Source organism: Streptomyces sp. NPDC014733, assembly GCF_043083385.1.
Lineage (GTDB): Bacteria > Actinomycetota > Actinomycetes > Streptomycetales > Streptomycetaceae > Streptomyces.
In genome coordinates, this window is record NZ_JBIBYO010000015.1 from 79,894 (window position 1) to 99,662 (window position 19,769).

18 protein-coding genes are annotated in these 19,769 nt (G+C 74.6%); 9 read left to right on the top strand and 9 right to left on the bottom strand.

Annotated elements, in window-relative coordinates:
* Positions 1-62 precede the first annotated feature (62 nt).
* Positions 63-872 (bottom strand): NAD-dependent epimerase/dehydratase family protein, encoded by an 810-nt coding sequence (locus ACF1BH_RS26870; protein WP_391646455.1) that lies wholly within the window; start codon positions 870-872, stop codon positions 63-65.
* 326 nt (positions 873-1,198) lie between these two features.
* On the opposite strand from ACF1BH_RS26870, the gene ACF1BH_RS26875 reads away from it, so the two are divergent.
* Both ACF1BH_RS26875 and ACF1BH_RS26880 read left to right on the top strand, forming a co-directional pair.
* Positions 1,199-2,194 (top strand): 5-dehydro-4-deoxyglucarate dehydratase, encoded by a 996-nt coding sequence (locus ACF1BH_RS26875; protein ID WP_391646457.1) that lies wholly within the window; start codon positions 1,199-1,201, stop codon positions 2,192-2,194.
* Complete coding sequence (locus ACF1BH_RS26880) at positions 2,194-3,402, top strand: hypothetical protein (RefSeq protein ID WP_391646459.1); 1,209 nt, start codon at positions 2,194-2,196, stop codon at positions 3,400-3,402. Before ACF1BH_RS26875 ends, ACF1BH_RS26880 begins: the two co-directional genes overlap by 1 nt.
* A gap of 65 nt (positions 3,403-3,467) precedes the next feature.
* Here ACF1BH_RS26880 and ACF1BH_RS26885 read toward each other — a convergent pair whose 3' ends face one another.
* Both ACF1BH_RS26885 and ACF1BH_RS26890 read right to left on the bottom strand, forming a co-directional pair.
* A complete protein-coding gene (locus tag ACF1BH_RS26885; RefSeq protein ID WP_391646461.1) occupies positions 3,468-4,061 on the bottom strand; it encodes a hypothetical protein in 594 nt (197 codons plus the stop codon).
* A 396-nt stretch (positions 4,062-4,457) separates the two neighbouring features.
* A complete protein-coding gene (locus ACF1BH_RS26890) occupies positions 4,458-5,228 on the bottom strand; it encodes an IclR family transcriptional regulator (RefSeq protein WP_391646463.1) in 771 nt (256 codons plus the stop codon).
* 120 nt (positions 5,229-5,348) lie between these two features.
* On the opposite strand from ACF1BH_RS26890, the gene ACF1BH_RS26895 reads away from it, so the two are divergent.
* The 5 genes from ACF1BH_RS26895 (at position 5,349) to ACF1BH_RS26915 (ending at position 10,426) form a co-directional block, all read left to right on the top strand.
* A complete protein-coding gene (locus tag ACF1BH_RS26895) occupies positions 5,349-6,902 on the top strand; it encodes an aldehyde dehydrogenase (NADP(+)) (protein ID WP_391646465.1) in 1,554 nt (517 codons plus the stop codon).
* A 54-nt stretch (positions 6,903-6,956) separates the two neighbouring features.
* Positions 6,957-7,475 (top strand): GNAT family N-acetyltransferase, encoded by a 519-nt coding sequence (locus ACF1BH_RS26900; RefSeq protein WP_391646467.1) that lies wholly within the window; start codon positions 6,957-6,959, stop codon positions 7,473-7,475.
* A 123-nt stretch (positions 7,476-7,598) separates the two neighbouring features.
* Positions 7,599-8,195, top strand: coding sequence for a GNAT family N-acetyltransferase (locus ACF1BH_RS26905; RefSeq protein WP_391646469.1), 597 nt, complete (start codon positions 7,599-7,601; stop codon positions 8,193-8,195).
* Between the two features lie 336 nt (positions 8,196-8,531).
* The gene (locus tag ACF1BH_RS26910; protein WP_391646471.1) at positions 8,532-9,242 is read left to right on the top strand and encodes a DsbA family oxidoreductase; all 711 of its coding nucleotides are present in this window, start codon (positions 8,532-8,534) and stop codon (positions 9,240-9,242) included.
* Positions 9,243-9,361: 119 nt separating this feature from the next.
* Positions 9,362-10,426, top strand: coding sequence for an aminotransferase class V-fold PLP-dependent enzyme (locus tag ACF1BH_RS26915; RefSeq protein WP_391646473.1), 1,065 nt, complete (start codon positions 9,362-9,364; stop codon positions 10,424-10,426).
* A gap of 34 nt (positions 10,427-10,460) precedes the next feature.
* Here ACF1BH_RS26915 and ACF1BH_RS26920 read toward each other — a convergent pair whose 3' ends face one another.
* The 5 genes from ACF1BH_RS26920 to ectA all read right to left on the bottom strand — a co-directional run bounded on the left by ACF1BH_RS26920 (position 10,461) and on the right by ectA (position 15,360).
* Positions 10,461-11,780: an alpha/beta fold hydrolase gene (locus ACF1BH_RS26920; protein WP_391646475.1), complete on the bottom strand. Its 1,320-nt coding sequence runs from the start codon at positions 11,778-11,780 to the stop codon at positions 10,461-10,463.
* A 181-nt stretch (positions 11,781-11,961) separates the two neighbouring features.
* Positions 11,962-12,861 (bottom strand): ectoine hydroxylase, encoded by a 900-nt coding sequence (gene thpD, locus ACF1BH_RS26925; RefSeq protein ID WP_391646477.1) that lies wholly within the window; start codon positions 12,859-12,861, stop codon positions 11,962-11,964.
* Between the two features lie 81 nt (positions 12,862-12,942).
* Positions 12,943-13,359, bottom strand: coding sequence for an ectoine synthase (locus tag ACF1BH_RS26930; RefSeq protein ID WP_391646479.1), 417 nt, complete (start codon positions 13,357-13,359; stop codon positions 12,943-12,945).
* Between the two features lie 58 nt (positions 13,360-13,417).
* Positions 13,418-14,686 (bottom strand): diaminobutyrate--2-oxoglutarate transaminase, encoded by a 1,269-nt coding sequence (ectB, locus tag ACF1BH_RS26935; protein WP_391646481.1) that lies wholly within the window; start codon positions 14,684-14,686, stop codon positions 13,418-13,420.
* A 110-nt stretch (positions 14,687-14,796) separates the two neighbouring features.
* Entirely contained in the window at positions 14,797-15,360 is a 564-nt protein-coding gene (gene ectA, locus ACF1BH_RS26940; RefSeq protein WP_391646483.1) for a diaminobutyrate acetyltransferase, read from the bottom strand.
* Positions 15,361-15,814: 454 nt separating this feature from the next.
* Between ectA and ACF1BH_RS26945 the strand changes: the two genes are divergently transcribed.
* Positions 15,815-16,915 carry an amidohydrolase family protein gene (locus ACF1BH_RS26945; protein ID WP_391646485.1) on the top strand — a complete coding sequence of 367 codons (1,101 nt, stop codon included), beginning with the start codon at positions 15,815-15,817 and terminating at the stop codon, positions 16,913-16,915.
* Positions 16,916-17,026: 111 nt separating this feature from the next.
* Here ACF1BH_RS26945 and ACF1BH_RS26950 read toward each other — a convergent pair whose 3' ends face one another.
* Positions 17,027-17,971, bottom strand: coding sequence for a bile acid:sodium symporter family protein (locus ACF1BH_RS26950; protein WP_391646572.1), 945 nt, complete (start codon positions 17,969-17,971; stop codon positions 17,027-17,029).
* Between the two features lie 451 nt (positions 17,972-18,422).
* Between ACF1BH_RS26950 and ACF1BH_RS26955 the strand changes: the two genes are divergently transcribed.
* Positions 18,423-19,613 carry an SCO1860 family LAETG-anchored protein gene (locus tag ACF1BH_RS26955; protein ID WP_391646487.1) on the top strand — a complete coding sequence of 397 codons (1,191 nt, stop codon included), beginning with the start codon at positions 18,423-18,425 and terminating at the stop codon, positions 19,611-19,613.
* Positions 19,614-19,769: the final 156 nt, after the last annotated feature.

The window sequence follows — 19,769 nt, forward strand, 5'->3', positions numbered from 1 at the left end:
GGGTGCGAGTTCCCTCCGCCGGCGGATCGGCGACGGACCGCCCGACCGTACGCGGGCCGGGCTCAGTGCGGCCAGCGGGGCGGGTCGGTGCAGAACGCGCCGCCCAGGTGGGCGTGGGCCGGTTCGTCCGGATCCAGCTCTCCCTGCGCCGCGATCAGCGCCGCCGCGTACGGCTCGGAGTCGTCCTGCGGTGCGTACCCCAGGGCGCGGGCGGTCGACAGGTCCCACCACAGACGGGTGTTGGCGGACGAGGCGTAGGCGACGGTGTGGCCGACGCCCTCGGCGGTGAGGGCGGCGTGCAGCAGCCGGGCGCAGTCCGCCGGGCTCAGCCAGATCGACAGCATCCGCACGCTGGTCGGCTCGGGGAAGCAGGAGCCGATGCGCAGCGAGACCGTCTCGATGCCGTGCCGGTCGTGGTAGAGGGAGGCGAGGTCCTCGCCGAACCCCTTGGACAGGCCGTAGAAGGTGTCGGGGCGGCGCGGGGTGTCGATCCCGATGGCGGCCGAACCGTCGGCCGGGCGCGGGGTGAAGCCGACGGCGTGGTTGGAGGAGGCGAAGACGACGCGGCTCACCCCCTCCTCGCGGGCCGCCTCGTAGAGCTGGTGGACGCCCTCGATGTTGGCCCGCAGGATCTGGTCGAACGAGGACTCCAGGGAGATCCCGGCGAGGTGGATGACCGCGTCGGTTCCGCGGACCGCCGCGCGCAGCGCCTCGCGGTCGGCGAGCGGTGCGGTGATCGCGTCGGGCGCGTCCGGCACCGGCCGCTCGTCGAAGAGGCGCAGCCGGTAGCCGTACGGGGGCAGCAGTTCGCGCATCAGGGTGCCGAGGCCGCCTGCGGCGCCGGTGAGCAGGACGGTGCGGGGTGCGGGCATGGGCGATCCTCCGGCGGAACGGCGCGGCCTCCGAACGCCGACCCACGCGGACGGAGTTCAGAGGTGTGGACAGGGTCGTCAGCACCGTAGGGAGCGTGCTCAGCGGCGGTCAATACGCCGATGAGGGCGGCGTGTTCGGCGGGTGCGCGGGACCCTTGACCGGTGGCGGCGTGCTGCTCTAGCGTGGCGCCGTTCAGAGATGTGGACGCTGGTCAGGCACATGCACGACGGATGGTGACCGCCGCGCGCCCGCGACCGGCCCCGCAGTCCGCCGGTGCCGCGGGAGCCTTCGCGCCGCGGTACGCACCGCACGCCAGGGAGAGCCCGTGACCCCAGCCTCACCGCTCGCCGACCGCCTCGACGGAGTGCTGTTCTTCCCCGTGACCACCTACGCGCCCGACGGCGAGGTGGATCTGGACGCCTACCGCGCCCATGTGCGGCGCGGCGTCGAGGCCGGGGCGGGCGCCGTCTTCGCCTGCTGCGGCACCGGGGAGTTCCACGCCCTGACGCCCGAGGAGTTCGCGGCGTGCGTCGGCGTGGCCGTCGAGGAGACCGCGGGGCGGGTGCCGGTGGTCGCCGGGGCGGGCTACGGCACGGCGCTCGCCGTCCACTTCGCCCGCCTCGCCCGCGAACGCGGCGCCGACGGTCTGCTCGCCATGCCGCCCTATCTCGTCCACGCGGGTCAGCAGGGGCTGCTGCGCCACTACCGGGCGCTGGCCGCCGCCACCGAGCTGCCGGTCGTCGTCTACCAGCGGGACAACGCCGTCTTCACCCCGGAGACCGTCGTCGCGCTCGCCCGCACCCCGGGCGTCATCGGCCTCAAGGACGGGCTGGGCGATCTCGACCTGCTCCAGCGCATCATGAGCGCCGTCCGCACCGAGGCTCCCGGCTCCGGCTTCCTCTACTTCAACGGTCTGCCCACCGCCGAACTCACCGGCCCCGCCTATCTGGGCCTGGGCGTGCGCCTGTACTCCTCCGCCGTCTTCGCCTTCGCCCCCGAGATCGCCCTCGCCTTCCACCGCGCGCTCACCACCGGCGACCGGGCGACCGTCGACCGGCTGACGGACGGCTTCTACCGCCCCCTCGTCGAACTGCGCAACCAGGGCCACGGCTACGCGGTCTCGCTCATCAAGGCGGGCGTCCGGCTGCGCGGACTGGACGCGGGTGAGGTCCGGCCGCCGCTCGCCCCGCCGGACCCCCGGCACGTCGAGGAGCTGCGCACCCTGCTCGCCCACGGACTCACCCTGCTCCCCGACGGCGACGGCGACGGCGACGGCGACGGCGACGGCCCGCACGGCGCGGCGCACGGGGACCGCGCCTGATGCGGGCCGCCGCCTTCCTCTACCCCTGGGACGTGGCCGGCGACCCCGGGGCCGCGCCCCGCCTCGCCGACCTGGGCATCCGCCAGGTCACCCTGGCCGCCGCCTACCACTCCACCCGCGCCCTGACCCCGCGCCACCCGCACCACCGCGTGGTCACCGCCCGCCACTCCGCCGTGCTCTACCCGCCCGACCCGCGGCGCTGGGCGGGCCGGGCGCTGCGCCCCGCCGTCCAGGACTGGATGCCGGGCCCCGACCCGTACGGGGAGGCCGCGGCGGCGCTGGCGGACGCCGGGATCGAGGTGCACAGCTGGGTCGTCCTCGCCCACAACTCCCGCCTGGGCGAGGAGCATCCGGACACCTCCGTCCGCAACGCCTACGGCGACCGCTACCCCTGGGCGCCGTGCATCGCCCGCCCGGAGGTCCGCGACCATCTCGTCACCCTCGCCGGCGAGGCCGCCGTACGGCCCGGGGCGCACGGCACCGAGCTGGAGTCCTGCGGCTGGTACGGCATGGCGCATCTGCACGCCCACGACAAGGTCGGCGGCGTGGAGCTGTCCGGCGCCGCGCAGTACCTGATGTCGCTCTGCTTCTGTACGGAGTGCCGCCGCGGGTACGCCGGACTCGGCCTGGAGGCGGACGAGTTGGGCGGCGCGGTGCGCCGGGCGCTGGAGCCGGTGTGGGCCGGGGCGGCGGCGCCCGTCGCGGCGGACCGGGCGGGGGAGTGGGCGGCCGTCGAGGCGCTGCTCGGCGCCGGCCGGGCCGCCGTGGTGCGGGCCTGGCGTGCGCGGGCGGCCGGGGCGCTGCGGCGCGCCGCCGTCACCGCCGTCCGCGAGGCCGCCGCCCCCGGCTTCCGGGTGCTGCTCCACGCCGACCCGGCCGCCCACCGCTGCGGCGCCGACGCGGGCACCGACCCGGCCGGGGTGTTCGGGTACGCCGACGGTGTGGTGGTGCCGTGCGGCCCGGACCCGGCGCGGCGGGCCGACGCGCTGACGCCGTTCGCCGCGGCCCCGGGCGCGGCCGGTGCCGTCCTCGCCGCCAACTTCACCGTCGTCTCCGGTATGGGCGGCAGCCCCGCCACCCTCGCCGCGGACGCCGCACACGCCGCCGCGCTGGGCGCCGGGGAGCTGCGGCTCTACCACGCGGGGCTGGCGAGCGACCGGGATCTGACGGCCGTCGGCGCCGCCCTGGAGTCCCTGGCCGCGCGCTGACGAACGGCTGGACCGGGGCGGCTCCCGCGGGCCGCCCCGGCCGTCTGTGGCCCCCCTGGGGGTGGCTATCCGGCGCCGGTGAGACGGTCGGGCACGACGCCGAGTCCCGCGTTCCCGCAGGTCAGCAGGGGGAACTCCGGCCGGATGGCCGCGTCGTGGGGGAGGTCGCCGAGGACGGTGTCCCGGTTCCGGGGCCCGGTCGCGTCGACGGTGAGGAGCGTGGTGCGGCCGTCCGCGCGGCGTACCGCGACGGTGCTGCGCGGCGGCAGCGCGGCCGGTCCGGGGGAGGCGGCGGGCCCGGAGACGGCGGCGCCCGGACAGCCGGGCGGGACGCCGTCGCGGAACCGGCCCACCGGTTCCGGCAGCTCGGCGGGCGGCGTCCGGAGCGCGCCCCGGGCGGCGGGGCCGGGGCCGGGCGGCGGGGCGCCGGTCCCGGCCGCCGGTATCCGGAGGCGGACCGGCGGGGAGGGCGGCGGGACGGCGTCCCGGGCCGCGGTGCGCGCCGCCGCGGGTCCCGGGGCGGCGGGCGGACGCTGCGGTGCGGTGGCCCGGGCGCCGACGGCTATCAGCCACCCCCCGGTCCCCACCGCGGCCAGCGCCAGCACCACCGCGCCGTTACCCGCCCCGCGTCGTCGCCTGCCGGGTACGGTCCCGGGCACGCCGGACATCTCAGGCCCGCCCGGCGGCGCGGCGGAGCGGCCCGCGGGTGCCGGCGGGGCGCCGCGGGGCGACGCCTGGGTACGGGCGGGTGGCGCACACGACGAACCTCCGTGAGGTACGGACGCGGCGCCCGTGCGCCGTCGGAAAGTCGGGTCCCGTACCTGCTCACTCCGAGATAAACCGCCCGGCGCGCCGCGAGCCTGCTGACATCATGTCAGAACGCCCCCGGCCGACCCGGCCGCCGCCCGTCACATCCACGATCTTCGCAGGTCGGACGGTGTGTCAACGGCGTGTCGGGGTCGCCGGGGCCGCGCTGGGGTGAACGGGTGAGCCGCCGCGGCCCGCCCACCGCTCCACCCGCAGGTGGCACGGCGTGGCGCGGCCCGTGGCCGGGGTCAGAGCCTGCGGGTCGCCAGCAGCAGCCGGTCGCGGGCGTCGAAGAGGGTGTCCTTGAGCAGCTGCTCGTGATCGGGCGTCAGCCGCGCCACCGGCACCGAGCAGCTGATCGCGTCGCGTGCCGGGGTGCGGTAGGGGATCGCGACGCCGAAGCACCGCAGCCCCAGCGTGTTCTCCTCGCGGTCGACCGCGTACCCCTGCTCGCGGACCGTGTGCAGCTCCTCGATCAGCTGCTCGCGGTCGGTGAGCGTGTGCTCGGTCAGCGCCGTCAGCTTCGCCGGGAGCAGCTCGCGGACCTGCTCGTCGGAGTAGGTGGCCAGCAGCGCCTTGCCCAGCGAGGTGGAGTGCGCGGGCAACCGCCGCCCCACCCGGGTGAAGGGGCGCAGATAGTGCTGGGACTGACGGGTCGCGAGATAGACGACGTTGACGCCGTCCAGCCGCGCGAGGTGGATGGTCTCGGTGGTGTCGTCCGAGAGGCGGTCCAGCGTCGGCCGGGCCGCCGCGACCACGTCGTCACCGTCGATGTACGACGTGCCGACGAGCAGCGCGCGCACCCCGATGCCGTACCGCGTGCCGGTCGCGTCGGTCTCCACCCAGCCCAGCTCGACGAGGGTGCGCAGCAGCATGTAGAGGCTGGACTTGGGGTAGCCGACGGCTTCCTGGACGGAGGCGAGGCTGTGCATACCGGGGCGGCCCGCGAAGTACTCCAGCAGCTCCACCGTCCGCACCGCGGACTTGACCTGCGCTCCACCCGTCTCCGCAGCTGACATCGCCCTTGACCCCTCTGATCGGCCCGCCCTAGAGTCCCAGGGATTCAGCATCCGGGACGCCGTTCACCATATCGAACAGCGTCCGGCCTGCGGCAAGAGCGCGCTCGGGAGGAATGCACGGTGGTCACAGCGGCGGCAGCACCAGTCTGGAGTGTCGACCCACGAACCGGGAAGCGGCGCGAACAGGTCGCGGTGGAGGCCACCGCCGCCGAGGTGGACGCGGCGGTCCGCGCCGCCCACGCCGCCCGCCCGGCCCTCGCCGACCGCACCGCCCGCGCCGCGCTGCTGCGCCGCGCCGCCGAACTGCTGGACGCCGCCGGGGCCCGCGTCATCGAGGCCGCCGACGCCGAGACCGCGCTCGGCCCCGGCCGCCTCACCGGCGAACTCGCCCGCACCACCCACCAGCTGCGGGCCTGCGCCGACGCCGTCGACGAGGGCGCCTTCCTCGACGTACGGATCGACCACGCCGACCCCTCGCTCACCCCGCCCCGCCCCGATCTGCGCCGCCACAAGATCCCGCTGGGCCCGGTCGCCGTCTACGCGGCCAGCAACTTCCCGCTCGCCTTCTCGGTGCCCGGCGGCGACACCGCCAGCGCCCTGGCCGCCGGCTGCCCCGTCGTCGTCAAGGCCCACCCCGACCACCCGGCCACCTCCGAACTGGCCGCCGCGCTGCTGCGCCGCGCCGCCGCCGACACCGGTCTGCCGGAGGGCGTCGTCGGTCTGGTCCACGGCTTCGACGCCGGGGTGGAGCTGGTCCGTCATCCGCTGATCGCCGCCGCCGGGTTCACCGGCTCGGTCCGCGGCGGGCGCGCCCTCTTCGACGCGGCGGCCGCCCGCCCGCACCCCATCCCCTTCCACGGCGAGCTGGGCAGCCTCAACCCCGTCGTCGTCACCGAGGCCGCGGCCGCCGAACGCGCCGCGGAGATCGGCGCCGGGCTCGCCGCCTCGATGACGCTCGGCGTCGGGCAGTTCTGCGTCAAGCCCGGCCTCGTCCTCGTCCCCGAGGGGCCGGACGGGGACCGGCTGCTGACCGCGCTCACCGCGGCCGTCAGCGACACCGAGGCGGGCGTCCTCCTCGACCACCGGATGCGCGACGCGTTCGTCGACGGCGTCCGCGCCCGCGCCCAACTCCCCGGCGTCGAGGCGCCGGTGACCCCCGGCGCGGGCGGTGACCACACCGTCGCCGCCGGCTTCCTGACCTTGCCCGCGGCCCGCCTCCTCGACGACCCGGACGGCTACGCCCTGCTGCTGGAGGAGTGCTTCGGCCCGGTGACCGTCGTCCTGCGCCACGCCGGGGACGACGCGGTCGGCGCGGTCCTCGCCCACCTGCCCGGCAACCTCACCGCCACCCTCCACCTCTCCGCCGAGGAGGGCGCGGGGGCGGACCCGGCGGGCCGCGGCGCCCATCTGCTCACCGAGGCCACCGCGCTCGCCGGACGCGTCGTCGTCAACGGCTGGCCCACCGGCGTCGCGGTCGCCCCCGCCCAGCACCACGGCGGCCCCTACCCGGCCACCACCTCCACCGCCACCTCGGTCGGCGCCACCGCGGTCGAACGCTGGCTGCGCCCGGTGGCGTACCAGGACACCCCGCCCGCGCTCCTCCCGCCGGAACTGCGCGAGGAGAACCCGCTCGGCCTGCCCCGCCGGGTGGACGGGCGGCCCGAACCGGCGTGAGGGGACGTCCTCGTGAGCGTTGACGGAGGAGCGCACCCCGGGAGGGCCCGGCCGGTGACCCCCGCCGGGCCCCGCGCCCTGACCATCCGCCCGGGCGGCGCCGCGGACCTGGCGCCCGCCACCGCGCTGCACGCCCGGGCCCGCGCCGCCTACGACCGGGCCCGCCACCCCGGCGCCGCCCCCGACCCGGACGCCCACCGGTCCGCGGCCCGGAACGCCTGGGACCGCGCTCTGGCCGGGCCGGACGTCCGGATGCTCTGCGCCGAGCGGGACGGCACGGTCGTCGGCGCCGCCTGCCACGGCCCGGCCGCCGCGCCCGGCACCGTCACCCTCCACCAGCTCCAGGTCGACCCCGCCCACTGGGGCACCGGCGTCGGCCACGCCCTGCACGCCGCCTGCCTGCGGGCCTGGCGGGCGGCCGGGCACACCGCGGCCACCCTCGACGTCCTGTGGCACAACCGCCGCGCCCGCACCTTCTACACCGCCCGCGGCTGGCATACCGACCCGTCCCGGGGGCCCGCGCCGGACGCCACCCACCTCACGCTCACGCTGCGGCTCGGCGGCGACGGCTGAACGGCGCCGGACCGGTCCGGCGCCGCCCGCCCGGACGCGCCTGCACGGGGCGGGAGTTCACGCTCCGCGGCGGTACCGGACCCCGCCGTTCCGTCCGGGACCACCCCGTGCAGAATGGCCCGTATGGCGATATCTCACGTGCCGTTGGCGGCCACCCTCGACGATGCCGCGCTGGTCAGCCGGACCCTGGTCCGCGCCTTCGACGACGACCCGATGATGTGCTGGTTCTTCCCCGACGACGCCACCCGGGAGGCGTCGCTGGGCCGGTACTTCACCACGCTCTTCACCCGGCAGTACGCCCACGCCGGGATGTGCGAGCGGACCGGCGCGGCGGTGTCGTTCTGGGTCCCGCCGGAGGCGCAGGACCGGGCGGTGCCCGACGCGGAGACCATCCAGGAGCTGACGGAGATCCTCGGCGACCGGGCGGGCCTCTTCGGCGAGGCGGTCGAGGCCGCCGCCGCGCACACCCCCGCCGAGCCGCACTGGTCCCTGGCGCTCCTCGGCGCCGACCCGGCCGTCCAGGGCCAGGGCCACGGCGCCGCCCTGCTCCGCTCCGGCCTGGCCAAGGCCGACGCGGCAGGTCAGCCCGCCTACCTGGAGTCCTCCAAGCCGGCCAACCTCCCCGTCTACGAGCACTTCGGCTTCACCGTCCGCGACGAGCTGAGCCTCCCGGGCGGCGGCCCGACGCTCTGGACGATGTGGCGGGAGCCGGCCGCGTAGCGCGGGCCTGCGCCCCGACCGCACCGCTCCGTCCGTACGGCCCTTCCCGCGGGAGGGGCCGTACGCGTTCCGTCCGCCGTCGGCGCGGGCGGTCGCGCCGGTGGCTCCGCACGTAAGCGCCGGGACTGCTGGGCACGCTGGGGAGAACCGTCCGGAAAACCGGGCGGACACGCCCCCCCCGCACCGGTGAACCGGCTCATGGAGAAGGCGCCCGGCGACCCGGCGCCGGGCCCCGCTGCCCGGCGCTCCGCCGTACGGCCCCCGCCCGACCGCGGAATAACCCACCGTTCCTCCCGGTTGTCCCGAGTCCGGTCCCCGTACGAGGAAAGTCACCCCATGCGCGTCGAAATCTGGTCCGACATCGCCTGCCCCTGGTGCTACATCGGCAAGGCCCGCTTCGAAGCGGGGCTCGCCGGCTTCGCGCACCGGGACGGGGTCGAAGTGGTGCACCGCTCCTTCGAGCTGGACCCGGCCGCGCCCGCGCCCACCGACGTCCCGGTGCTGGAGATGCTCGCCACCAAGTACGGCGTCAGCCGGGAGCAGGCCGAGGCGATGGAGGCGCGGGTCGCCGAGGCGGCGCGCGGCGAAGGTCTCGGGTACCGCTCGGACCGGGTCCACGGCAACACCTTCGACCTCCACCGGCTGCTCCACCTCGCCAAGGCGCACGGGGCGCAGGACGCGCTGCTCGGCGTGTTCTACCGCGCCAACTTCGCCGAGGCGCGCCCGCTCGGCGACCGGGACACCCTGGTGGCCCTCGCCACCGAGGCCGGGGTGCCCGCCGAGGAGGCCGCCCGGGTGCTGGCCGACCCGGACGCCTACGCCGACGCGGTGCGCGCCGATGAGCGCGAGGCGGCCGAACTGGGCGCCACCGGCGTCCCGTTCTTCGTCATCGACCGCCGCTACGGCATCTCCGGCGGCCAGCCCGCCGAGGTCTTCCGGCAGGCCCTGGAGCGCGCCCACCAGGAGAGCGCGCTCCAGCCGCTGCCGACGGCCGGCGACGCCGGGATCTGCGGCGACGACGGCTGCGCGGTGCCGCCGACGGCATAGCGCCCGCCGGCGGGCTCGTGGCGCCGCCCGGGGGGAGCCACACGGAACGCCCCGCCGGACGGGCCGCGCCGCCCGGAACCGCCATGGACGTGGCGATCCGGGCGGCGCACAGTGGTGTCATGCAGCGACTCACGTCACTCGGCGGAGCCGAGTTCGCGCCCGGTGCCCCGTATCTCAACACCGCCTCCGGCGGGCTGCTCCCGGCCCGCTCACGCGCCGCCGTCTGCGAGGCCGTCGCGGACGCCGCCACGTACGGCACGATGGGGCGCGACTACTTCGGCCCCGCGGAGGAGGCCCGGCGGGGCTTCGCCCGGTTGCTGGGGGTGCCGGCCGAGCGGGTCGCCGTCGGCAGCTCGGTGGCGGTGCTCTCCGCGTTCGTCGCCACCACGCTGGAGCCGGGCGCGGAGGTCCTGGTCCCGGAGGGCGACTTCAGCTCGCTGGTCAACCCCCTCGCCGCCACCCCCGGCATCACCTTCCGCACCGCCCCGCTCGACGCGCTCGCCGACGCCGTACGGCCCACCACCTCACTGGTCGCCTGCAGCGCGGTGCAGTCGCTCGACGGGCGGATCGCCGACCTCGACGAGGTCTGCGAGGCCGCCCGGGTGCACGGCGCCCGCACCTTCGTCGACGTCACCCAGGCCGCCGGCTGGCTGCCGCTGCGCCCCACCGGCTTCGACTACCTCGCCTGCGGCGCCTTCAAATGGCTGCTCTGCCCGCGCGGCACCACCTTCCTGGCGTTCGGTGAGGCCGCCCTCGCCGACGACGGTCCGCGGCCCCGGCACGCCGGATGGGTCACCGGCGAGGACCCGGGCGCCTCCTGCTACGGCCCGGTCGACCGGCCCGCCACCACCGCCCGCCGCTACGACGAACCGCACGCCCTGCTCCCCTACGTGGGCGCCGCCGCCTCCCTCGCGCTGCTCGGCGAGATCGGCGTGCCCGCGGTGCACGCCCACAACACCGCGCTGGCCGACCGCTTCCGCGCCGGGCTGACCGCCCGCGGGCTCGCCCCCCGCCCGGCGCCCGGCTCCGCGATCGTCTCCGTGGCGGGCCCGCCCGGCGCCGCGGAGCGGCTGGCCGCCGCGGGCATCCGGGTCGCGGTCCGCGGCGGTCTGCTGCGCGCCGCCTTCCACCTCTACAACGACGCCGACGACGTCGACCGCGCCTTGGCGGCCATCGCTCCCTGAGCGGACGGGGCGGGCCCGGCCCGTCCGCCCCGCCTCACACCTCCCCGCGCACCATCCGCAACAGCCGGTCCAGCACCGCCCCGTCGCTCACCCGCAGCCCGTCGTGCTCCCACTCGTTGGTCACCCACACCCGCATCCCGCGGATGCGCCCGGCGGTAGCCAGGGAGTGCGCGGTGTCGACGTACATGTCGTCGAAGTAGACCGCCGCGGCGGCCGGTACGGCGTTGGCCGCCAGCGCCCCGGCGTCGTACAGATCCGGCCAGTCCCCCCGTTCGGCCAGCTCCTGCGCGGTCTCCTTGAGCGGGCGCAGCGCCGGGTCGGTGTCGAAGAGCCACGGGTACATCATCTCGCCGGTGAAGTAGAGCGGCCCGGCGCCGTCCAGCACGGCGTCGACGTCGAACTGCGGATACGCCGTCAGCCCGTCCCGCACCCGCTGCGCCGCCCACGCCGTCGGGCCCGGATCCACCGACCGCTGCCCGTAGATCGCCTCGTGCACCACCGCGAAGAGCGGCGCCGCCGCATGCGACACCTGCGCCCGGACACCCTCCAGGAACGCATCGCCCAACTCCCGTCCGGCCGGGCCGGTGACCCAGGCGTCGGCGAGCAGATGGTGCAGGACGTGCGAGCCGTTGCCGGTGCCCAGCAGCATGCCCAGCGCCTGGAACGCCCGCGGCGTCAGCGTCCCGCCGCCCGGCAGCCGCACCTCCTTCTCGCACAGATGCGCCGCGATCTCCCGTACCGCCGCCACGTCCTGCGGATACCGGGCGTAGTGTGCGGCGTTCTTCCGGGCCACCCGGGGATACGCCGCCCGGTAGACGTCCTCGGCGCTCGCGTCGAGACCGGGCAGCCCGCCGGTCACCAGCGCCTCGCGCAGCCCCTCGGGCGCCTGCGAGAGATAGGCGACGGTGCAGAAGCCGCCGAAGCTCTGCCCCAGCACACTCCACGGGGTGTCCGCCCCCGCCAGCCGCCGCCGGAACAGTTCGGCGTCCCGCACGATCGCGTCGGCGCGGAAGTGTGCCAGGTACCCGGCCTGTTCCCGGGGACCGCCGCGCAGCGGCAGCGTCTGCCGGTTGGCGGGGGTGGAGCGTCCGGTGCCGCGCTGGTCGAGGAGGAGCACCCGGTAGTCCTCCAGCGCCCGGCCCAGCCACGACTCCCGGCCCAGCGGGCGCGGCGCGGCGTTGCCGGGGCCGCCCTGGAGGAACACCAGCCACGGCAGCGCGGCGCTCTCGCGGCCCGCGGCCACCACCTCCCGGCCGTACACCGCGATCCGTTCGCCGCCCGGGTCGTCGTGGTCCAGCGGTACGTCCAGCACATGGTCGGTCAGGGTCACCCCGGGCAGCCGGTCGATGGTCATGAACCCGTCCTCACTTCCCTCACGGCGGTGCGCCCGTCACTGCCCGACGAGCCCGAACACCCCGGTCAGGCTAGGGGGTGGGGCGACGGCCCGGCAGCGGGTGGGCGTCCCGGGAACGCGACGGCGCGGCCGCCGCACAGACCAGGCTGTGCGGCGGCCGCGCGCGTACTGCGGTGCCGGGTCACCGCACCGGTGTGAACTCCCGCGCCCCGATGTAGTCCGGGCGCGGCACGGGTGCCGCGAACGGCTCCACCGCGGCGTTCTCCACGCTGTTGAAGACGATGAAGACGTTGCTGCGGGGGTACGGCGTGATGTTGTCACCGCTGCCGTGCATCGCGTTGCAGTCGAACCACGTCGCGGAGCCCGCCTTGCCGGTGAAGAGCCGGATGCCGTGCTCGTCCGCCATCTTCGTCAGCGCCTCGTCCGACGGGATGCCGGCGTCCTGCATCTGGAGCGACCGCTTGTAGTTGTCCTTCGGCGTCTCTCCCTCGCACCCCACGAAGTGCCGGTGCGAACCGGGCATGATCATGAGACCGCCGTTGGTGTCGAAGTTCTCGGTGAGCGCGATCGACACCGAAACGGTCCGCATGTGCGGCAGCCCGTCCTCGGCGTGCCAGGTCTCGAAGTCGGAGTGCCAGTAGAAACCGGACGCGCCGAAACCGGGCTTGACGTTGATCCGCGACTGGTGGACGTAGACGTCGGAGCCGAGGATCTGACGGGCCCGGCCCACCACCCGCGGATCGGAGACCAGCCGGGCGAACACCTCGCTGATCTTGTGCACCTCGAACACGGACCGGATGCTCTGCGACTTCGGTTCGACGATGGAGCGCGGGTTCGCGCGCATCTCCGGGTCGCCCACCAGCCGGTCCAGTTCGGCGCGGTACACCGCGACTTCTTCCGCCGTCAGCAGCTCCCCGATGGCGAAGAAACCGTCGCGGTCGAAGTCGCTCAGCTCGGACGGCTGGAACGGGCCTGCCGTGCCGGGCTGCGACCACACCACCGGGTCCTTCCGCGGAGTGATCACCTCGGAGGTGCCGCGGGTCGGGTACAGGTCGGCGGTGCGCTCGGGTGCGATGGTCATGGTGTTGCCTTCCTCTCCTCTCGTACGTGCTCCGTGGATGCCGGGTTGCCGTCCGTCAACTACCGGACGCGGAGGAGGCGTTCACGCCTGGGGCGCGTCGGTGCCGTCCTCGGTGAGCAGGGGGTAGACGCCGTTCTCGTCGTGGTCCTCGCGGCCGGTGACCGGCGGGTTGAAGACACAGACGCAGCGGAAGTCCGTCTTGGGCCGCATGGTGTGCTTCTCGTGGCCGTTGAGCAGGTACATCGTGCCCGGCGAGATCCAGTGCTTCTCCCCGGTCTCGTCGTTGGTCAGCTCGGCCTCGCCCTCCACGCACAGGACCGCCTCGATGTGGTTGGCGTACCACATCGACGTCTCGGTACCCGCGTAGAGCGTGGTCTCGTGGAGGGAGAAGCCGACGCGCTCCTTGGCGAGCACGATGCGCTTGCTCTCCCAGGTACCGGAAGCCGCCTTGACGTGGCGGTCGGTGCCCTCGATGTCCTTGAACGAGCGAACGATCACGGTGAGTCGGTGCCTTTCTGTGGAACGGTGACGAAGGGGTGCCGGACGCGCGGCGCGTTCAGACGCGGTCGCGGACGGCGCGGGCGAGGATCCGCAGACCCTCGTCCAGCTCTTCGGGGGTGGTCGTCAGCGCCGGGAGCAGCTTGACGACCTCGCTCTCCGGCCCGGAGGTCTCGATCAGCAGACCCAGGTCGAAGGCGCGCTTGGCGATCTTGTTGGCGAGGCTCTTGTCGTGGAACTCCAGACCCCACACCAGTCCGCGCCCGCGGTACTCGGCGACGGCGTCCGGGTGCTCCTCGGCGATGGCCTTCAGGTGCGACTCGACGATCTCACCGCGGGCCAGCGTCTGCTTCTCCATCTGCCCGTCGGCCCAGTACGTGTCGAGCGTCGCGGCGGCGGTGACGAACGCCGGGTTGTTGCCGCGGAAGGTGCCGTTGTGCTCACCCGGCTCCCACACGTCCAGTTCCGGCTTGAAGAGCGTGAGCGCGAGCGGCAGCCCGTAGCCGCTGATGGACTTCGAGACGGTGACGATGTCCGGCACGATGCCCGACTCCTCGAAGGAGAAGAACGCGCCGGTGCGGCCGCAGCCCATCTGGATGTCGTCGACGATCAGCAGCATGTCCTGCCGGTCGCACAGGGCGCGCAGCTCGCGCAGCCACTCCGGGCGGGCGACGTTGATGCCGCCCTCGCCCTGGACCGTCTCGACGATGACCGCGGCGGGCTTGTTCAGGCCGGAGCCCGAGTCCTCCAGCAGCCGCTCGAACCAGAGGAAGTCCGGGGTGGCGCCGTCGAGGTAGTGGTCGAACGGCATCGGGGTGCCGTGCACCAGCGGGATGCCGGCGCCCGCCCGCTTGAAGGCGTTGCCGGTCACCGCGAGCGAGCCGAGCGACATGCCGTGGAAGGCGTTGGTGAAGGAGACGATCGACTCGCGGCCCTTGACCTTACGGGCGAGCTTCAGCGCCGCCTCGACGGCGTTGGTGCCCGTCGGGCCCGGGAACATGACCTTGTAGGGCAGGTCACGCGGGCGCAGGATGATGTTCTGGAACGATTCCAGGAACGCCCGCTTCGCGGTCGTCGACATGTCCAGGCCGTGGGTGACGCCGTCCCGCTCGATGTAGTCGATCAGGGCGCGTTTGAGGACGGGGTTGTTGTGGCCGTAGTTGAGCGAACCGGCCCCGGCGAAGAAGTCCAGGTAGGTGTGGCCGTCCTCGTCGGTCATACGGCTGCCCTGCGCCCGGTCGAACACGGTCGGCCAGCTGCGGCAGTAGCTTCGCACCTCCGACTCGACGGTCTCGAAGACGCTGAGGTCGGGCTGGGTGATGGTCACAGCATGCTCCTGGGAGATGAGTGGCGTGGGGTCTTGCGAAGTCCGGGGTGCGGGCGCCTCCGGGCGGTGGCACCGGGTGCCGCCGCGGGGCCCGCGGGTCGGTGGTGCGGTCAGAGACAGGGGGCGGGTGCGGCGAACGGGCCTATGAGGTGCAGGACCTCCGGCTCGTGTCCCTGCTCCGGGAAGAGCGCCGCGTCGAAGAGCGCCTCGCGGCGGTGGGGGGCGCCGTGGCGCTCGGCGAACGAGGAGAAGAGCCGGTTGGACGCGGTGTTGTCCGTGGTGATCGTCGTCTCCAGGCGGTTCACGCCCAACTCCCGCGCGGTACGGGTGGTCAGCCCGTCCAGCAGGGCGGCGGCGAGGCCGCGCCCGCGATGCGCGTCGTCGACGGCCACCTGCCACACGAGCAGGGTGTCCGGACGGTCGGGGCGGATGTAGCCGGTGACGAAGGCGGCCGGCTCACCCTCGGTGTCGCGGGCGACAACGGAGGTGGCGGCGAAGTCACGGCACCACAGCAGGTAGCTGTAGGAGGAGTTCAGGTCCAGTGTCCGGGAGTCGCGGGCGATTCGCCAGATCGCGGCTCCGTCCTCCACACGCGGGGTGTCGAGCTTGAAACCCTCCGGCAATTCCCTGATTTCGCTTCGGGCACGTGCATGGTCTGCTTGTGCGGCGGTCATGGAAATTAAATTTACCGAGGGAAAAAGCAAATTGCATCGCGGGCAGGGGTTACGCAGTCGAGGGCTTTTGTGTTATCGCGCGGGGGCGCCCGAGCGCGCGGAACCCCGAAGAGATGTATGCTTTTGTACCGGAAATCTCGGACGAAGCGGGCAAGGTGTGGAGTCGGTCACAGGTCCGTAACGTCCCTGAGATCGCTTCGAATTCTCGCTTCCGGCGCTAGCGGAATCTTGGCGTTTGAGGTCGGGAAAAGCGGGAAGGAGAATACGGGAAGCTGACATCCAAAGAATTGGAAATGTGCCTGCGGAAGGTTCTCCGCAAAGTTGCCTCAGGCATCACGCGAGAGGCTGCCGGGAAAACACGCGAGGCACTTCCGTTTACGGAAATCCGCCGGCGTGCGCCGTTTCGCGCGGGCGCGCGGCGGAGGGATCGTACGCCTGCGCATAAAGTGCCGTCATGACGTCGAAGAGTGAAGGTGCGGCGCTGCACCTCAAGGGGCGGATCCTGGTCGGGCCGGACGACGTGCGCGACGAGATGTGGGTCGTCGGCGGCCGCGTCACCCATGAACGCCCGCGTTTCACCGGTGAGTTCACCACCGTCGAGGGCTGGGTGCTGCCCGGTCTCGTCGACGCCCACTGCCACGTCGGGCTCGACGCCCACGGCCCCGTCGACGCGGCCACCGCCGAGAAGCAGGCGCTCACCGACCGCGACGGCGGCGCGCTGCTGCTGCGCGACGCGGGCTCGCCGTCCGACACCCGCTGGATCGACGACCGCGCCGACCTGCCCCGGATCATCCGCGCCGGCCGCCACATCGCCCGCACCCGCCGCTACATCCGCAACTACGCCCACGAGATCGAACCGGCGGATCTCGTGGCCTATGTGGCGCAGGAGGCGCGGCGCGGCGACGGCTGGGTCAAGCTCGTCGGCGACTGGATCGACCGCTCCACCGGTGACCTGGAGTCCTGCTGGCCGCCGGGCGAGGTCGCCGCCGCCATCGCCGAGGCGCACCGGCTGGGCGCCCGGGTCACCGCGCACTGCTTCGCCGAGGACACCCTCGCGCCGCTGGTCGAGGCGGGTATCGACTGCATCGAGCACGCCACCGGGCTGACCGAGGAGACCATCCCGCTCTTCGCCGAACGGGGCGTCGCGATCGTCCCGACCCTCGTCAACATCGCCACCTTCCCGGACCTGGCGGCGGGCGGCGAGAAGAAGTTCCCGCGCTGGGCCGACCACATGCGCCGTCTGCACGCCCGCCGCTACGACACCGTCCGCGCCGCCTACGACGCCGGGGTCCCGGTCTTCGCCGGGACGGATGCGGGCGGCTCACTGGCGCACGGCCTGGTCGCGCAGGAGGTCGCCGAGCTGCGCAGGGCCGGACTGCCGGCGGTGGCCGCGCTCTCCGCCACCACCTGGGGCGCACGCGACTGGCTGGGCCGCCCCGGACTCACCGAGGGAGCCCCGGCCGACCTGGTCGTCTACCCCGAGGATCCGCGCGCGGACGTCCGGGTGCTGGCGGCGCCGCGCCGGGTGGTGCTGCGCGGGCAGGTCATCGGCTGAGGGGTGGCACCGGGTGCCGCGTCCGGGCGCCGGGCGCGGCCGGCGGAGGACGGCGCGGGGCCGGGCGCGCTCCGCGCCGCCCGGCCCCGCGGTCGTGGTCGTCCCGCGTCCCTACGCGCGCTGTGCGTCGCGGCGCCCCGTACGCGCCATCCACGCGGCGACCAGCGCGCCCGAGACGTTGTGCCACACGGAGAACACCGCGGCGGGCAGCGCGGCCGCCGGGCTGAAGTGCGCGGTGGCGAGCGACGCGGCCAGACCGGAGTTCTGCATGCCGACCTCGAAGGCCATCGCCCGGCTCGCCGGACGGCCCAGCCGGGCCAGCTTGCCCGCGCCGTAACCGAGCGCCAGGCCGAGGCCGTTGTGGAGCAGCACGGCGACGATCACCAGGAGCGCCGCGTCCTTGATCGCGGCGGCGCTGCCGGAGACCACGGTGAGCACGATGGCGGCGATGGTCACCGCGGAGACCCAGGGCAGCGCCCGCAGCACCTTGCCGACGTGGCGCCCGGCGATCAGCCGCACCACGAGCCCGGCCACCACCGGCAGCAGCACCGTCTTCAGGATGTCGGTGACCATCACCCCGGCGTCGACGTTCAGGAACTGCCCGGCCAGCAGCAGCGTCAGCGGCGGGGTGATCAGCGGCGCCAGGACGGTGGAGACGGTGGCGACGGAGACCGACAGCGCGACGTCGCCGCGGGCCAGGAACGTCACGACGTTGGAGGCGGTGCCGCTGGGCGCGCAGCCGACCAGGATCACCCCGGCCGCCAGCTGCGGCGGCAGGTCCAGCGCGGTGGCGATCAGCCAACCGAGCCCCGGCATGATCACGTAGTGCGCCACCAGCCCGAGGCCGACCGCCCAGGGCCGCTTGGCGACGGCCGTGAAGTCCGGTGGCGTCAGCGTCAGCCCCATCGAGAACATCACCACGCCGAGCAGCCACGGCACCGCGGGCGCCCAGCCGGTGAAGTGCGACGGCCACAGCAGCCCGATCGCACCGGCGGCGATCACCAGCAGCGGGAAGACCGTGACGGCGCGCCGGGCCGCCCGGTCGGACGCGGGCAGATCGCCGTGGGCCGGAGCGGAGCCGCCGTCCGGTGACGGGGCGACGGTGTCCGCGGTGGGCCGCTCGTCCGGTTCGCCGGAGGGTTCTCTCGGGGGGTTCGTCTGCTCGTTCGACACGGCGGCACTGTAGCCGTCACCTGCATGTATCGGACAACGAATCCGGATGGTGGACGCCGGGGCGCCGTCGCGTCCGTGTCGCCGGTGTGTGCGGGGCGTGGCGGTGGTGTGGTGCGGCTGCGGATGTCCTGTGGGGGTGGTCGCGGCGCCGAACCCCTGGTGCCAAAGAATTCGAATGAAGGTTCTAAAACCACTCATAAGAATGAACTCACCATTCGTGGCTGACTGTTCACCCTCCGTGCGTACAGTATGGACGGGTCGAGGTCACCGGCCGTCGCGATGTCCCCCATTGGCGCGGGCGGTGGCTCCATTCCTCCGTGGGGGTTCCACACACGTGTCCACCAGCTCCATCAGCCCGTCCGGCCTGTCCGCCTCCCCGCGGACCGGTCCCGAGTCCCCGGCGCGCCGTCCCGCGCGCCACCTCGCCGCCGTCGCGGCCGCCACCGCGCTCGCCGCCGGTCCCACGCTCCTCCTCGGCGCCGCCCCGGCCCACGCCGCCGACCACGGCACCGCCGGCGCCGCCGTGCTCCGCACCGGCCTGGACGTCAGCCTGCTCAACAAGGCCGTCACGCTCCCGCTGCACGTCACCCTCAACGACGTGCACGCCCCGGCCGACGCGAAGAAGACGGCGCTCAGCGCCGACCTGGACGGCGTCGACGGCGGCAAGCCCTTCTCGGTGCTGCGCGCCGACGTCGCCACCGCGCGGGCCACCGCCGACGCGGCGAAGGCCGAGGGGTACAGCAACCTCGCGCACGCCAAGGTCAACGTCCCCGGTCTGCCGCTGCTCTCCCTCATCGAGGTCGAGAAGGTCACCTCCCGCGCCGTCTGCACCGCGGGTGAGCGGCCCACGGCAAGCTCCAACGTCCTCGGCACCGTCAAGGTCCTCGGCAAGACCGTCACGCTCACCGCGGGCGGCACCACCGAGGTCAAGGTCCCGGGCGTGGGTGAGGTCCGTCTCGACCTCTCCAAGAAGCAGACCACCTCCAAGAGCGCCGCGGCCACCGCGCTCGACCTCCAGGTCTCCGTCAACCCCCTGAAGCTGAACGTCGCCGAGGTCAACGGCCGCGTGCGGCTCGCCGAGGCAAGCTGCACCGCCCCCGGCGCCCCGGACCCGGGCCAGGGCACCGCGGGCGGTTCGACGACCGGCGGCTCGGGCGGCTCGACGGACGGCGGCGCCTCGGACGGCGGGGCGACGACCGGCGGTTCGGACTCCGGCGGCCAGAACGGCGGCGCGACGACCGGCGGTTCCACCACGGGCGGCAGCGGCGGGGCCACCGGCGGCTCCGGTGGCCACGGCGGCGGCGCCTCCGGCTCGGGCGGCCACGACGGCGGCGCCTCGGGTTCCGGCGGCTCCGGCTCCGGCGGTTCCGACCCGCGGCCGCAGGGCGGCAGCGACGGCAACCTCGCCGAGACGGGCAGCAGTTCCACCACCCCCTACCTCGCGGGCGGCGCCGCGGTGCTGGTCGCCGCGGGCGCCGGTTCGGTGGTCTACTCCCGCAGGCGCAAGGCCGCGGTGAGCGGCTGACACGACCCCGTGTGCCGGGCCGGTGCCGTGGGGGCGCCGTCCCGGTGTGCGGTCCGGGCGCGGTCCGCAACCCCGTGTCCGTCCTGGCCCGTCTCCCGGTCTCCCGCCCGCAGCCCGGGCGGGAGACCGGGGGCGGCGCCCGGACGGGACGGACGG